Annotated in this window: 9 protein-coding genes; 4 read left to right on the top strand and 5 right to left on the bottom strand. The window is 70.1% G+C overall.

Features of this window, described 5'->3' with window-relative positions:
- Positions 1-7: 7 nt before the first annotated feature.
- From C1N81_RS13620 to C1N81_RS13610, 3 genes are read left to right on the top strand one after another with little or no spacing between them, the layout of a single operon-like run.
- On the top strand, positions 8-484 hold the full coding sequence (locus C1N81_RS13620) for an SUKH-3 domain-containing protein (protein ID WP_394429066.1): 477 nt from the start codon (positions 8-10) through the stop codon (positions 482-484).
- Positions 477-866 (top strand): YwqJ-related putative deaminase, encoded by a 390-nt coding sequence (locus C1N81_RS13615; RefSeq protein WP_394429065.1) that lies wholly within the window; start codon positions 477-479, stop codon positions 864-866. Before C1N81_RS13620 ends, C1N81_RS13615 begins: the two co-directional genes overlap by 8 nt.
- A complete protein-coding gene (locus tag C1N81_RS13610; protein ID WP_394429064.1) occupies positions 863-1,792 on the top strand; it encodes an SUKH-3 domain-containing protein in 930 nt (309 codons plus the stop codon). Before C1N81_RS13615 ends, C1N81_RS13610 begins: the two co-directional genes overlap by 4 nt.
- A gap of 199 nt (positions 1,793-1,991) precedes the next feature.
- Here C1N81_RS13610 and C1N81_RS13605 read toward each other — a convergent pair whose 3' ends face one another.
- Positions 1,992-4,649, bottom strand: coding sequence for a cellulose binding domain-containing protein (locus tag C1N81_RS13605; protein ID WP_394429063.1), 2,658 nt, complete (start codon positions 4,647-4,649; stop codon positions 1,992-1,994).
- Positions 4,650-4,758: 109 nt separating this feature from the next.
- Positions 4,759-7,662 carry a glycoside hydrolase family 48 protein gene (locus tag C1N81_RS13600; protein WP_394429062.1) on the bottom strand — a complete coding sequence of 968 codons (2,904 nt, stop codon included), beginning with the start codon at positions 7,660-7,662 and terminating at the stop codon, positions 4,759-4,761.
- Between the two features lie 550 nt (positions 7,663-8,212).
- Between C1N81_RS13600 and C1N81_RS13595 the strand changes: the two genes are divergently transcribed.
- Positions 8,213-9,955 carry a glycoside hydrolase family 6 protein gene (locus C1N81_RS13595; protein WP_394429061.1) on the top strand — a complete coding sequence of 581 codons (1,743 nt, stop codon included), beginning with the start codon at positions 8,213-8,215 and terminating at the stop codon, positions 9,953-9,955.
- A 70-nt stretch (positions 9,956-10,025) separates the two neighbouring features.
- Here the strand turns inward: C1N81_RS13595 and C1N81_RS13590 are convergent, their stop codons facing one another.
- From C1N81_RS13590 to C1N81_RS13580, 3 genes are all read right to left on the bottom strand, one after another.
- On the bottom strand, positions 10,026-10,817 hold the full coding sequence (locus C1N81_RS13590; protein WP_394437931.1) for an aldo/keto reductase: 792 nt from the start codon (positions 10,815-10,817) through the stop codon (positions 10,026-10,028).
- Positions 10,818-11,032: 215 nt separating this feature from the next.
- Positions 11,033-12,859 carry an AMP-dependent synthetase/ligase gene (locus C1N81_RS13585; RefSeq protein ID WP_394429060.1) on the bottom strand — a complete coding sequence of 609 codons (1,827 nt, stop codon included), beginning with the start codon at positions 12,857-12,859 and terminating at the stop codon, positions 11,033-11,035.
- Between the two features lie 320 nt (positions 12,860-13,179).
- On the bottom strand, positions 13,180-14,052 hold the full coding sequence (locus C1N81_RS13580) for a LysR substrate-binding domain-containing protein (RefSeq protein ID WP_394429059.1): 873 nt from the start codon (positions 14,050-14,052) through the stop codon (positions 13,180-13,182).
- Positions 14,053-14,084: the final 32 nt, after the last annotated feature.

The following is a 14,084-nucleotide window of genomic DNA, read 5'->3' as shown; positions in this document are numbered from 1 at the left end:
GGAAACTGTGCCCATTCTGAAATCGCCCGAGGAAGTGGATGCCTGGCTGTCGGAGGCCGGGTGGTATCCAGGGCGTCGGTGCGACGACCTCGCGGCCGCCGAGGTGGCGGACGTGCTCCAGGACTTCCGGGACGACGGTGGCAGTCTCGAAGTGATCGAACCCGCGCTTGCATTCGTGCGTGAACACGTCGGACTCGTGGCGCCCCGCCACGCATCCACCAACGACAGGGTGGAATTCAACCCCCGCCTCATGTACCGGGAAGCAGCGGAGGATGTGCAGGAAGTCGCCGACGGGCTGGGGAAGCGGGTCTTCCCCGTCGCGCACGACACGTACGACGGTGGCACGGTCCTGATGGACGAGGCGGGGCGGTTCTTCTACCTGCATCACACCGGTGCATACTTTCTCGGCGATGAGAAGTACTCGGCGCTGATGAGCTATTCGCGCGGGTACCCGCTCGAGGACGCGGAGGATTACTATGTCTGAGCACGTACCCATGACCGCCGCGTCCCTTCTGGTGAACGGGCAGATCTTCAGTCAGACCGATATCGACCCGGGCGTCGAACCCGATCTGCACCCCGCGATCACGGAATTCTTCGCGCAGCTCCCCGCGGCAGAGCGGGAACCGTTCCTCGGCTACTGCGCCGAATCCGCGCTGATCTCCGACCAGTTCTGGGGCCTCGACCAGATGCACGCGGACGGGCGGAGCACGACCCTCGACGAGGCGCTGCCGCATTTCGCCGGGTCCGCCCTGGTGGCGAGGAAGGTGCGCCCGGCGGGCGACCCGGAGCACGGACGCCCGGCCGAGCCCTGCCGTACGTGCACCGCCCTGATGGAGCGGCTGGGCATCGAGCTGATGGAAGCGTGACCCCGCACCACCGGCCCGCGGAGCGGATCGGCTGGACCGCGGGCCGTGACGTCGAACGGGTGGCGATGCGCGCGGCCCTGCGCCTGGGCGCGATGGCAGAGGGCTACGGAACGACATTCACGGTCTTCCCCGCCGCCAAGTCCTTCCTGAGCGAGTTCTACGGTCTCGGTCACCACCCCACCGGACCGGGCAGGGAAGTGGCGGCGGCCGGGTTTTCCCTCGACCCGGAGAAGGCCAGGTTCCAGCTCGCCCGGCTGGGCCGCCTGTCGGCCACGCTCCGGACCGCCCTCTTCCCGGTCGGCGTCACGCAGAGCGACTCCGTGCTCGCCGTGGCCGAGGAGGGACAACTGCTCTGCTTCGGGCTGGGCGGTTCCTGGCACGTGGGGGACAGCGCGCTGGAGGGCGTCGAGAACCTGATCACGGGGATCGCCCCGCGCAGACTGCGCGAGACCGAGCACGCCTGGGACGTGAAACCGGCGGAGCCCGGCCGGTCGACGGTGGTCGGGGCCGTGCAGGCCGCGCTGACCGCCGTGTACGTCCTGCACCACCACGGGATCTACAGCGCCCGGAGTCTGTGCCTGACCCTGACCGGTCTGCGCGGCAGCGGGGCCGAGACCGCCCGGCGGTCGATCGCCATACCGCGGGGACCGCTGGGCGAGGCACTGACGCCGATCGTCGGCGCGGCGGACGAGATCCTCGCGGCCCACGCCGACGGCGCGGGCTGCGAGGTGAGGCTGGACGTGGAAGCGGGTCGTACGCAGGCGGAGAAGCCGGCCGGACTGGTCCGGTTCTCCGTACGCTACGGCCACATGGCCATGCGGCCCGACGGCCTGGAGTCCCGCCTCCGGATCGGCGCGGGCGCGCGGACCGGCAGCGTCCACGCGCGGGCCGAGGACGCCCTGCGCGACCTGCGGCAGATGGCGTGAGAGCGGGCGTGCGAGGACGACGGCGAGGAGACCGGCCGGGCGCCACGTCCCGGAGGGTGTGGATCGGTGCGGTACGGGCTGGAGGCGATGCCCGAGCCGGTGCCCGAGCCGATGCCCGAGCTGTCGCAGGCGGCGGGCGTCGTCACGGGCGCGGCCGGGTGGCCGCGCTCCACCGCCCGGCCGGTCGACGGTTCGGTCGTCAGCCCTTCGCGCACCCCTTCCCGCCCACCGAGAACGCCCCCGGCGTCCCGTTCGCCGAGGTCTTGGTGCCCGTGAAGCCGAACGCCGCCGAGGCGCCCGGGGCCACCTTGCCGTTCCAGGTCACGTTCTTGGCCGTCACCGTCGACCCCGACTGGCTCGCCTCCGCGTTCCACGCCTGGCTCAGCTTCTGCCCGTCGGGGAAGGACCAGGTCAGGGACCAGCCGTCCCAGGTCGTGGGGCCCGTGTTCGTCAGCGTCACGTCCGCCTGGAAGCCGCCCGGCCATTCATTGGTCACCTTGTACGTGACCTTGCACGCGGCATCGCCGGAGCCCCCGTCGCCCGGGTCCGTCGGGGTGCCCGCCGTGTCCCCGTAGATGACTCCCCGCCCGTTCGTGGCGACGTACACCCGGCCGTAGACGCGCGGGTCGCCCGTGATCGCGGCGCCCGTCCAGCCCCACTGGTGGGCGTCGTCGTTGATCCGGGTCCAGGTGGCGCCCGCGTCTGTGGAGCGGAAGATGCCGCGGACGCCGCCGATCTTCGCGCTGGTGAACAGGGTCTGGTAGGTCGCGCCCGGCGCCGCCTTGCCGAAGCCGATCGTGTCGGCCTGGTCGACGTTCGACACCTTGGTGAACGTGGCGCCGCCGTCCTTCGAGTGCCACAGCCCGTACGCGCCCTGCGTCGAACCGCCGGCCAGCCAGATGTCCCCCTTCGCGCCCGGCACCGCCTTGAACCGGACCGGGCCGTCCGTCGGCAGCCCGCTCGACGCCTTCGCCGTGAAGGTCGATCCGCCGTCCGAACTCGCGTAGAAAGTACCCGACTTGAATGCGTAGAAGGTCTTCGCGTCCGCCCGGTCCGATTCCACCACCGCGCCCGCCGGTACACCGCTCGACGCCGTCCACGACGAACCCGTACCCGTCTGGACCCCCGCGCCCTCCGGGCTCCACACGTACCGGCCGCCGTCCGCCGACACCGCCACCGTGCCGCCGCCCGTGACGCCGGACGGGTCGGTTCCCGCGTACCAGTTCGCACCGTTGTCGGAGGAGAAGGCGATGTGCGCCCCCGAGTCGACGTTGCCGACGCGAACGACCGCGTCCGGCCGTGCCTCGGCGAAGTCCAGGCTCGTCGACGTCGTGAAGTTCGGGCTGGTGTACATCATCGGCGGAACCTTCGTCAGGTCCGTGTGGCGGAAGCCGCCGATGTCACCGAGCGCGCTGAGCAGCGGTGCGCCGGAGGGCGGGGACGCGAGGTCGTTGACCGCCGTCTCCTCCAGGCCCTTCACCATCGGTTTGATGGTGACGCCGCCCGTGGTGCCCGTGTCCCACGCGCCCAGGTTCTCCGTCCCGTAGATCGTCGCGCCCGTCCCGTACATCATCCGGTTCGAGTCGAACGGGTCGATCTCGAGGGCCTCCGTCATCCAGCCGAGCTTGGGTGTCTGCTCGGGCGGTGTCGGGTTCGCGCCCCACGTCAGCCAGGGGACCGAGGAGACGTCCATCGTGTAGCGGTTCGCGCGCTCCGGGTACGCGGTGTAGTCCCATGCCTTCGTCCACGTACCGCCGCTGTCGCGGGAGCGGAAGATCAACGTGTCCGGCCACCAGGAGCTGTAACCGGAGACCATCACCGTGCCGGGGTGCTGCCGGTCGAGCGTCAGGCCGCTGAAGCCGTAGTACGTGTCCGCCTCGGCGGCCGGGCTGATGTTCTTCCACTCGCCGGTCTTCGTCGCGTACCGCCAGACCTGGCCCTTCGCGCCGTCGTACGGGCCGCCCGTGTCGCTGTACGCGAGGTAGAGGTAGCCGTTCTGCGCGTCCAGAACGCCCTTGTGGGGGAGGTAGCCGGTGGGCTGCCCGGCGACGCGCTGCCACGTCGCGCCCGCGTCCGTCGAGCGGTAGACCGCGTTGTCCTTGTCCGCCACGCCCGCGTAGATCGTCTGCGTGCGGGACGTGCCCGTGCCCGTCGACTCGTCGAACGTCACCCACACCACGCCCTGGAGATCGGACGCGTAGCCCGACGTGTCGGACGGGTCCTGCCGGTACGTGCCGGGGTTCGGGAACGCCGTGACCTGTGACCATGTCACGCCCGCGTCCGTCGAGCGCCACAGCCCCTTGCCGCTCGGCGCGCCCAGGTAGAGGACCTTGTTGTCGTGCGGGTCGATCGCGAGGCGTTCGCCCATGCCGCGGCCCGGCATGTTGCCGCCGAGCTTGAAGGGCAGGTCCGTCTTCTTCCAGGTCGCGCCGCGGTCGGCGGAGCGCAGGATCGCGCCGCTCCCGGGGTCCCAGTCGTTGGTGTAGGTGCCGACGGCCGCGTACACCTTGTCCGGGTCGACGGAGTCGGTGGCGAGGGAGGCGACGCCGGTGTGGCCCCAGTCGTCCCAGCCGACCGAGTCGAGCAGCGGGGTCCAGGACTTCGTCGCCTGATCCCAGCGGTAGGCGCCGCCGATGTCGGTACGGGCGTACGCGAGGTTCTTCTCGGCGCGGTTGAAGACGATGCCGGGGACGAAGCCGCCCCCGTCGATCCGGGCGTTCTTCCAGGTGTACGTGTCGGCGGCCAGGGACGTGCGGGGTGCGGCAGGCGCTTCGGCCGCCGTGGCCGCGCCCGTCGTCGTCAACAGGCCCGCCACGAGAGCCAGTACGCCTGCCAGGGGCAAGCGGGGTCTGCGCATGAGGTCTCCAGGGAGGGGAGCGGGAGGGGGAGCAGGGTGAGGGCCGGGCGGGCCCCGGGGAGGGGGACCGCCCGGCCCGACTTACGCGGAGCCGTCGCCGGCGGGGCGTCTATTCGAGCAGCTCCGCGTACGAGCCCATGGCGAGCGCGATGTCCGCCTGGGCCCAGAATCGGTGGTACGTGAACGTCGGTGCCGCGCCGCCCGCCAGGTAGGCCTCGACCTTCGACCAGTTGGGGTCGCTCTTGTAGAAGGAGCGCAGCGAGGAGAAGGTCGACGAGGAGTTGATGGCGTCGCCGTTCGGCATGGTGCCCGTCCAGCCGCTCGGCACGTAGACCGGGTCGCCGAACCGGCTGTAGTCGGCCCGGGTCTCGGGCACGGCGATGCCGAGGGCGTCCTGGTTGTTCGCCCACATGCCGTCGAGGAGCGCCTTCGCGACCGACTTCGCCTGCGTGTCACCGGACTTGGCGGCGTAGTACGTCAGGGTCTTGGCGTAGGCCGCGGCGACACCGACGTCGTTCGTGTAGTCGGCGACCGTGACGTGCAGGCCGCTGTTGGCCCCCGGACTCGACGCGTTCCAGGTGTCCGGCTTGCCCGACCACTGGAGCGTCGACGGGATCCGGAACGTGCCGTCGGGGTTGACGGTCGTCTTGGACAGGGCCCACTTCACCCACTTGTCCAGGACCACCTTCGCGTCGGCGTCGCCCGTCTGCTGGTAGTACTCGGCGACGCGCTCCATCGACCACGCCTGGAAGCCGAACCACTGGTTCGACGGCGGGTCGTGGTAGACCGGCGCCTCGTCGTAGTACATGCCGTAGAAGGTCGGCGTGCCGGACGGCGGGGTGCTGTAGCTGCCGCCCCAGCTGTTGGTCGCGCCGCCCGCGATGGCACCCTCGTCCGACTGCAGCCAGCGGTAGAACTCCAGCTGCCGGTCGAGGGATTTCGCCCAGTCCGCCTGTCCCGTCGCCGACTTGGGCTTCAGGTCCGCCACCGAGGAGAGGGCGTACGCGGCGAGCGGGTTCTGGTAGCCGCCGTGCGTGTGGCTGGAGCCGATGCGCCAGGCCCAGCCCGCCGAAGTGTCGGTGGCGCCGCCCCACGCGTAGTACCAGGACATCAGGTAGTGCGAGGCGTCCTTGCCGGTGCCCGCGGGGCAGGTGGTCGGACCGGTGCAGTTGCCGACCTTCTTGAAGTACTTGTCGTACATCGAGTAGCGCAGGTAGTCGCCCATCTTGGCGGCCTTGCCGACGGTCGCGGAGACGTCGGCGCTCTTGCCCTGCTGCTTGGCCCAGATGTCCGCCCAGTACGCGGCCTGCACGGCCCGCGCGTCGGCGTCCGGGGCGTTGGTGAACTTCCACTGCTTGGCGTAGGACGAGTCGCCGGTGAACAGGTCCAGGTAGCCGTTCTTGCCGCCGTACTTGAACTGGTCACAGGTCGGCTGCGGCACCGTCTCCCACACCGATTCCTGCGCGCCGCGCTGGAAGGTGTTGATGTAGGACGGTCCGGTCGCGGTCGGGCCCGCCTCGCATTTGCCGGGCTCGTTGCCGTAGCCGTATACGTTGTCGACGTCCTGGAGCCAGTGCATGCCGTAGATGTCGTCCGTGCCGTACGCGCTCTTCAGCTCGCCCGCGATCGGGTCGCTGCCGACGGAGACCGACGGGTCGAGCTTGGCCGGGTACTGGGACGGCAGGTCGTGCTCGGGCGCGTAGGTCGCGGGCTTGGAGGCGTTGTAGAAGGAGTTCGTCGGCTGGTCGGCGTGGGTGGGGATCATGTACTTCTCCATGATCGACCAGGCCCCGTTGAACTTGGACCAGTCGCCGGTGACCTTGCCGTACATCGCCTGGAGCCAGAGCAGGTAGCTGTACGCCTCCGACGTCGTCTCATGGCCGTGGTCGGGCGCCTCGACGATCAGCGTCTCCACCGAGTGGTACGGGACGCCCTCCGGCGAGAAGTAGCCGTTCGCCGGGTTGGTGATCTTCCCGTAGAGGTCGAGGAAGCGGGCGTCGTACGTCTTGGAGGCGGCGAGCTGGGTCACCGTGACCGTGGCCTTGGAGTGCCCCGGGGCGCTCACGGAGAAGGTCGCCGCGCCCGTGCCCGTCGCGTCGGCCGCGATCGTCACCTTCTGCGCCGTGTTCCAGTTCGACGGGGTGAAGGTCAGGCTGGCGCCCGAGGAGACGGACAGGCCGGTGTTGCCGCTCGCGCGGGCCGTCGAGACCGTGACGCCGGCGGAGGGTTGCGTCGACAGCTTGACGTCGAACGTGCCCGACTTGCCCTGCTGGACGCCGAGTTGGGACGGCGAGGCGACCACGGCGGGGCCCGCCGCGACCGTGATGCCGACCGGCGTCGACTCACCGGACGCGCCCAGACTGTCGTACGCCTTCGCGTACAGGGAGTGCGTGCCGGAGGCCAGTGAGGACGTCGACAGCTCGTACGGGGCGGACGTGTCCGTGCCGAGGAGTGTCGTGTCGTCGTAGAACTCGACCTTGCCGATGCTCGCCCCGTCGGCCGCGGCGGCGGTGGCGGCGAGCGGGACGGCGTCGCCCGCCGAGTAGACCGCGCCGGCCTTCGGGCTGGTGAGCACGGTGACCGGCGGCTGATGGGCGCCCGCGCAGACCGTGCCGTTGATCGCGAAATCGGTCGGCGCCGCATTCGAGCCGCTGTACGTGAATTGCGCGCCCGCGCTGGTGGCGGCCCCTGGGGCGATCTTGGAATTGTACGAGAGGTTTTTCGCGGTGATCGTTTTCCCGGACTGCGACCAGGCGGCGTTCCAGCCGTTGGAGAGCTTCTGGTTCCCGGCGTAGCTGTAGGTGAGGCTCCAGCCGTCGATCGCGTCGGCGCCGCGGTTGGTGATCGTCAGCTCGGCGGTGAAGCCGGAGCCCCAGTCGTTGGTCTTGTAGTCGACGCTGCACGCAACCGCCGCCGCGTCGGCGGCGGTTGGGAGTGCTACCAGTGTGGCGAGCGGTAAAGCCAGGGTGGCCGCGACAGCGGTCCACAGCCGCCGGGCCCGTCTCTTGGGCATGGACTGGTTCCTCCTTGCGGTTCGGGGGAGGCGGGGGGTCAAAGAGGTGCGGCTGTGATGTGGGCGTCACAACCTGTGAACCAGTGGGAGCGCTCCCAAGGATGGGGACGCGGCATAAGGGGGTCAAGAGGCTTGAAGAGTCGAATTAATTCGACAGCAAGAATTCGTAACTCCTCTGTTGCTTGACGGCAGTTCCTTCTCTACAGTCCTCCAGCAACCAGTGGGAGCGGTTCCATCAGTTGTCGCGCCGGCCTGTGCCGGTCGTGGCCGAGCTGCGAGGAGTCGCTCATGCACCACCCCTCTCACCACCCCTCTCACCACCCCTCTCAGCGCCGTGTCCGCGGCGTCGGCGCGACTGCTCGCGCGCACTGATCGCAGTTTCCCCGGGGCGTCCGGCAACCTCCGCGCGCCCCGCGGCGACCACCCCTCGGCCCCGACGATCACCCGTGGTCCGAGCCGAGCCGAGCAGCGCACGCCCGATCCGCACCACCTCACCCCCAGGGGACACCGACACCCCGGGGCACCCCCCAGGAAAGGGACACCGCACACCATGAGCCGTATCAGATCGCGAGCCGGTACCGCCGTGCTCACCGCCCTCGCCCTCACCGGCGCCGCCTGTGCGGGCAGCGCCGTCGCGGCGCCCGCCGAAGCCGCCGCCGCCGCGGGCTGCAGCGTCGACTACAAGGTGCAGAACCAGTGGGACAGCGGCTTCACCACCGCCGTCACCGTCACCAACAACGGCGCGGCGGTCAGCAGTTGGGACGTCACCTGGTCCTACGCCGGCAACCAGAAGGTCACCAGCGGCTGGAACGCGAACATCACCCAGTCCGGCGCCGCCGTCAGCGCCAAGAGCCTGTCCTACAACGGCTCCCTGGCCACCGGCGCCTCCGCCTCCTTCGGCTTCAACGGCTCCTACAGCGGCACCAACGCGGCGCCCACCACGTTCAAGCTGAACGGCGTCACCTGCAACGGCGCCACGGACCCGACCGACCCGACCGACCCGACGGACCCCACGGACCCGACCGACCCGACGGATCCGACCGGCCGCGTCAACAACCCGTACGCCGGCGCCAAGGTGTACGTGAACCCCGAGTGGTCGCGGCAGGCCGCCGCCGAGCCCGGCGGCACACGGATCTCCAACCAGCCGACGGGCGTCTGGCTCGACCGCATCGCCGCGATCAACGGCGTGAACGGCGGCATGGGCCTGCGCGACCACCTCGACGCGGCCCTCACCCAGAAGGGCAGCGGCGAGGAAGTCGTCCAGCTGGTCGTGTACGACCTCCCCGGCCGCGACTGCTCGGCCCTCGCCTCCAACGGTGAACTCGGCCCGACCGAGATCGACCGGTACAAGAGCGAGTTCATCGACCCGATCGCCGCGATCCTCAAGGACTCCAAGTACGCGGGCCTGCGCATCGTCACCACGATCGAGATCGACTCGCTGCCCAACCTCCTCACCAACGTCAGCGGGCGCCCGACCGCCACGCCCAACTGCGACGTGATGAAGGCCAACGGCAACTACCAGAAGGGCGTCGGCTACGCCCTCGACAAGCTGGGCGACATCCCCAACGTCTACAACTACATCGACGCGGGGCACCACGGCTGGCTCGGCTGGGACGACAACTTCGGCCCCTCCGCGGAACTCTTCAAGACGACCGCCACCAGCAACGGCGCCAAGCTGTCCGACGTCCACGGCTTCATCGTGAACACGGCCAACTACAGCGCCCTGAAGGAGACCAACTTCTCCATCAACGACTCCGTCAACGGCGTCTCGGTCCGCCAGTCCAAGTGGGTCGACTGGAACCGCTACACCGACGAGCTGACCTACGCCCAGGCCATGCGCGACAAGCTGGTCTCGCTCGGCTTCGACTCGAACCTCGGCATGCTGATCGACACCTCCCGCAACGGCTGGGGCGGTTCGGCCAGGCCCGCGGGTCCGGGCGCGAAGACCACCGTCGACACCTACGTCGACGGCGGCCGCATCGACCGCCGTATCCACCTCGGCAACTGGTGCAACCAGTCCGGGGCCGGCCTCGGTGAGCGACCGAAGGCCGACCCGGCCGCCGGGATCGACGCGTACGTGTGGATGAAGCCGCCGGGCGAGTCCGACGGTTCGAGCTCCGCCATCGACAACGACGAGGGCAAGGGCTTCGACCGCATGTGCGACCCGACGTACACGGGCAACCCGCGCAACAACAACAACATGTCCGGCGCGCTGCCCAACGCGCCGCTCTCCGGGAAGTGGTTCTCCGCCCAGTTCCAGGAGCTGATGAAGAACGCCTACCCCGCGCTGTAGGCGCGGCGTCAACGGCCCGCCGGGGCCCGGGACATGCGGTCCCGGGCCCCGGCGGCACCGCTCGTCCGGCTCAGACCAGGTCGAACTCGGCCGGGTCCGCGCCGAGCCGCCGGTCCTCGTTGAGCGCGCTGATCGCGCCCAGGTCCTCGGTGTCCAGCTCGAAGCCGAACACGTCGATGTTCTCCTTGATCCGCGACGGGGTCACGGACTTCGGGATGACGACATTGCCGAGCTGGACGTGCCAGCGCAGGACGACCTGCGCGGGCGTACGGCCGTGCTTCTGCGCGATCGCCACGATCGCCGGGACCTCCAGAAGGCCCTTGCCCTGGCCGAGCGGCGACCACGCCTCGGTGGCGATGCCGCGCTCCGCGTGGATCTCGCGCGAGACGTGCTGCTGGAGGTGCGGGTGCAGCTCGATCTGGTTGACGGCCGGGACGACGGACGTCTCGGCGATCAGCCGGTCCAGGTGCTCGGGCAGGAAGTTCGAGACGCCGATCGCGCGGGCCCGGCCGCTCTCGTAGATCTCCTCGAACGCCTTGAACGTCTCCACGTACAGGTCCTTGGAGGGGAGCGGCCAGTGGATCAGGTACAGGTCCACGTGGTCGAGGCCCAGCTTCTCGAGCGAGGCGTCGAAGGCGCGCAGCGTGGAGTCGTGGCCCTGCTCGGAGTTCCAGAGCTTGGTCGTGACGAAGAGCTCGTCGCGGCTCAGGCCGGACGCGGCGATGGCCCGGCCCGTACCCTCCTCGTTGCCGTAGACGGCCGCGGTGTCGATGCTGCGGTACCCGGCCTCCAGGGCCGTCGACACGGCCTTCTCGGCCTCGTCGTCCGGCACCTGCCACACGCCGAAGCCGAGCTGCGGCATCTCGACGCCGTTGTTCAGGGTGATCGGGGGGACCTTGCTCACGAGGTGTCGATCCTTAAGTCGTCGGTTGGTGCTCCCCATGATCAACGATCGGGGGCGCGAGCGCATTCCGTTGATCATGATCAGGGGGCGGGTTCCGTACCCGGGCGCTCTCCCCGGGCAGGCATCCCCGTACCCGCTCATCGGCGCGGCTCACCGCCGGAGTTCGCCGGGCGTCAGGCGCGGTACAGCGCGTCGATCTCCGCCGCGTACGCCGTCTCGATCGACTTGCGCTTCAGCTTGAGCGACGGGGTGAGGAGGCCGTGCTCCTCGGTGAACGGATGGGCCAGTATGCGGAACGTGCGGATCGACTCCGCCTGCGAGACGAGCGTGTTCGCGGCGACCACCGCCCGCCGCACCTCCATCTCCACATCGCCGTCGCGGACCAGCTCGGTGGGGGTCATCAGCTGCTTGCCGCGCATACCCAGCCAGTGCTCGACGGCCTCGGCGTCGAGGGTGACGAGCGCGGCGATGTAGGGCCGGTCGTTGCCGACGACGATGCACTGCGAGACCAAGGGATGGTCCCGGACCCGCTCCTCCAGCTGCTGCGGCGAGACGCTCTTGCCGCCGGAGGTCACGATGATCTCCTTCTTGCGGCCGGTGATGGTCAGGTAGCCGTCCTCGTCGAGGGCGCCCAGGTCACCGGTGGCCAGCCAGCCGTCGTGCAGCGCGGCGTCCGTCGCCTTCGGGTCGTTGAGGTAGCCCTGGAAGATGTTGGCGCCGTACAGCCAGATCTCGCCGTCGTCGGCGATGTGCACCGTCATGCCGGGGATGGCCTTGCCGACCGTGCCGTAGCGGGTCTGCTCGGGCGGGTTCGCGGCCGCGGCGGCGGTCGACTCCGTCAGGCCGTAGCCCTCGTAGATCGCGACGCCCGCGCCCGCGAAGAACAGGCCGAGGCGGCGGTCCATGCCGGAGCCGCCCGACATCGCCTGGCGGACCCGGCCGCCCATCGCCTCGCGCACCTTGGAGTAGACGAGCTTGTCGAAGAGGGAGTGCTGCATGCGCAGGGACGCCGACGGTCCCGGGCCGGTGCCGAACGCCTTCGCCTCCAGCGCGTCCGCGTACTTCACGGCGCACTCCACGGCCTTGTCGAACGGGCCGGACTTGCCTTCCTTCTCCGCCTTCCTGCGGGCGGCGTTGAAGACCTTCTCGAAGATGTACGGCACCGCGAGGATGAACGTGGGCCGGAACGCCTGGAGGTCGGGGAGCAGGGCCGCCGCGTTGAGGCGCGGCTGGTGTCCCATCTTGACCCCGCCCCGCACGGCGGCGATCTGCACCATCCGCCCGAAGACGTGCGCGAGGGGCAGGAACAGCAAGGTGGAGGCGACGCTGTCGCGCTTGGAGGCGAAGACCGGCTCCCAGCGGGCGACCATCGTGTCCGCCTCGAACATGAAGTTGGCGTGCGAGATCACACAGCCCTTGGGGCGGCCCGTCGTGCCGGACGTGTAGATGATGGTGGCCGTCGAGTCCGGGGTGACCGCGCGGCGGTGCCGGTGCACCGTCTCGTCGTCGAGGTGGGCGCCCGACGCCGACACCTCGCCGACCGCGTCGGCGTCGAGCTGCCACAGGCGCCGCAGGTGGGGGAGGCGGTCGATGACCGTGGCGATGGTCATCGCGTGGTCCTCGTGCTCCACCACGGCGGCCGTCACCTGGGCGTCGTAGAGCATCCAGAAGACCTGCTCGGCGGAGGAGGTGGGGTAGATCGGGACGACCTGGGCGCCCACGGTCCACAGCGCGAAGTCGAACAGCGTCCACTCGTACCGCGTGGGGGACATGATCGCGACGCGGTCGCCGAACCGGATGCCCTGCGCGAGCAGCCCCTTGGCCAGGGCGAGCACCTCGTCACGGAACTGGCCGGAGGTGACGTCGTGCCACCGGCCCTCCTTGTCCTTGCGGCCGAACGCGATGTGTGAGGGGTCCTCCAGGGCGTGATCGAACACGGCGTCGGCCAGGCCGCCCACCGGCGGCGCCGTCGCCAGAGCGGGATTGGTGAACTCGCGCAAAGTTGCTCCTTGTGGCGCTCCGCACAGCGTCGGTGACGGTACCCGACCGCGGCCTCCGGCGGGAGGGGTGCCGAGGTGCCGGAGGCACACGGAATAGGCACAGGTCAGCCGGGTAAATGCGGCCACATGGGGAGGGCCGGGACAGAATTCTTACGCCCGAGTAAGTTTCGGTGGCGTAATCTCCCGGCCCTCTTCACCACTCTCCACGGAATCTGTACGGAGAGGTCACCGGCGCGCGACGACGCCCTACGCACCGGAACGCCAGGTTCCACCTACGACCCGGCGGCGACGCTACCAGCCCCGCCAGGGTCGCGTGGCTGCTACCGGACCCCCCGATGGAGTCGGTCCCCGCCCGCCAGGATGGCCTGCGCCAGCGCCACCGCGGGCCCACCCAGGTCCCGCCCCCGCCCCGCGGAACCGTGGAGCAGCACGAAATCGACCTCCCCCAACTCCGGCAACCCCCGGTCAGGGACCCGTACGAGCCCCGGCGGCACGAGCCCCCGCGCATGTGCCATGACCCCGAGCCCGGCCCGCGCCGCCGCGATCAGCCCGTTCAGCGACCCGCTCGTACAGGCGATGCGCCAGGCCCGCCCATGCCGCTCCAGCGCTTCGAGCGCCATCGCCCGCGAGATCCCGGGCGGCGGATAGACGATGAGCGGCACGGGCCGTTCCGGATCGAGCCGCAGCCGCTCGGAGCCGATCCACACCATCCGGTCGTGCCACACGGACTCCCCGCGCGGATCCTCGGGCCGCCGCTTGGCGAGGACGAGGTCGAGCTTCCCGGCGTCGAGCTGCTCGTGCAACGTCCCGGACAGTTCGACGGTCAGCTCCAGATCGACCTCGGGATGCTCGTGCCGGAAGGACTCCAGGATCTCGGTGAGCCGGGTCAGGACGAAGTCCTCGGACGCCCCGAACCGCAGCCGCCCCCGCAACCGCGTCCCGGTGAAGAACGCGGCGGCCTGCTCGTGCACCTCCAGGATGCGCCGCGCGAACCCGAGCATCGCCTCCCCGTCCTCGGTCAGTTCGACGGAGTGCGTGTCCCGGGTGAAGAGGGTGCGCCCCGCCGCGTCCTCGAGGCGCCGCACATGCTGGCTGACCGTGGACTGCCGTACCCCGAGCCGCCGCGCGGCCTGCGTGAAGCTGAGCGTCTGCGCGACGGCGAGAAACGTCCTCAACTGCGCGGGTTCGTACATCCCCCGACCCTACCCCGGTCATCACGGACGGC

It is taken from the genome of Streptomyces sp. SGAir0957 (genome assembly GCF_043523415.1).
The sequence above is the reverse complement of the archived record's forward strand: the minus strand, read 5'-3'. Positions and strand labels throughout refer to the sequence as shown.

Excerpts from the sequence above, each read along its gene's own strand:
- C1N81_RS13615 (WP_394429065.1), top strand. The coding sequence starts at position 477 with ATGTCTGAGCACGTACCCATGACCGCCGCGTCCCTTCTGGTGAACGGG.
- C1N81_RS13605 (WP_394429063.1), bottom strand. The coding sequence starts at position 4,649 with ATGCGCAGACCCCGCTTGCCCCTGGCAGGCGTACTGGCTCTCGTGGCG.
- C1N81_RS13600 (WP_394429062.1), bottom strand. The coding sequence starts at position 7,662 with ATGCCCAAGAGACGGGCCCGGCGGCTGTGGACCGCTGTCGCGGCCACC.
- C1N81_RS13595 (WP_394429061.1), top strand. The coding sequence starts at position 8,213 with ATGAGCCGTATCAGATCGCGAGCCGGTACCGCCGTGCTCACCGCCCTC.
- C1N81_RS13590 (WP_394437931.1), bottom strand. The coding sequence starts at position 10,817 with ATGCCGCAGCTCGGCTTCGGCGTGTGGCAGGTGCCGGACGACGAGGCC.
- C1N81_RS13580 (WP_394429059.1), bottom strand. The coding sequence starts at position 14,052 with ATGTACGAACCCGCGCAGTTGAGGACGTTTCTCGCCGTCGCGCAGACG.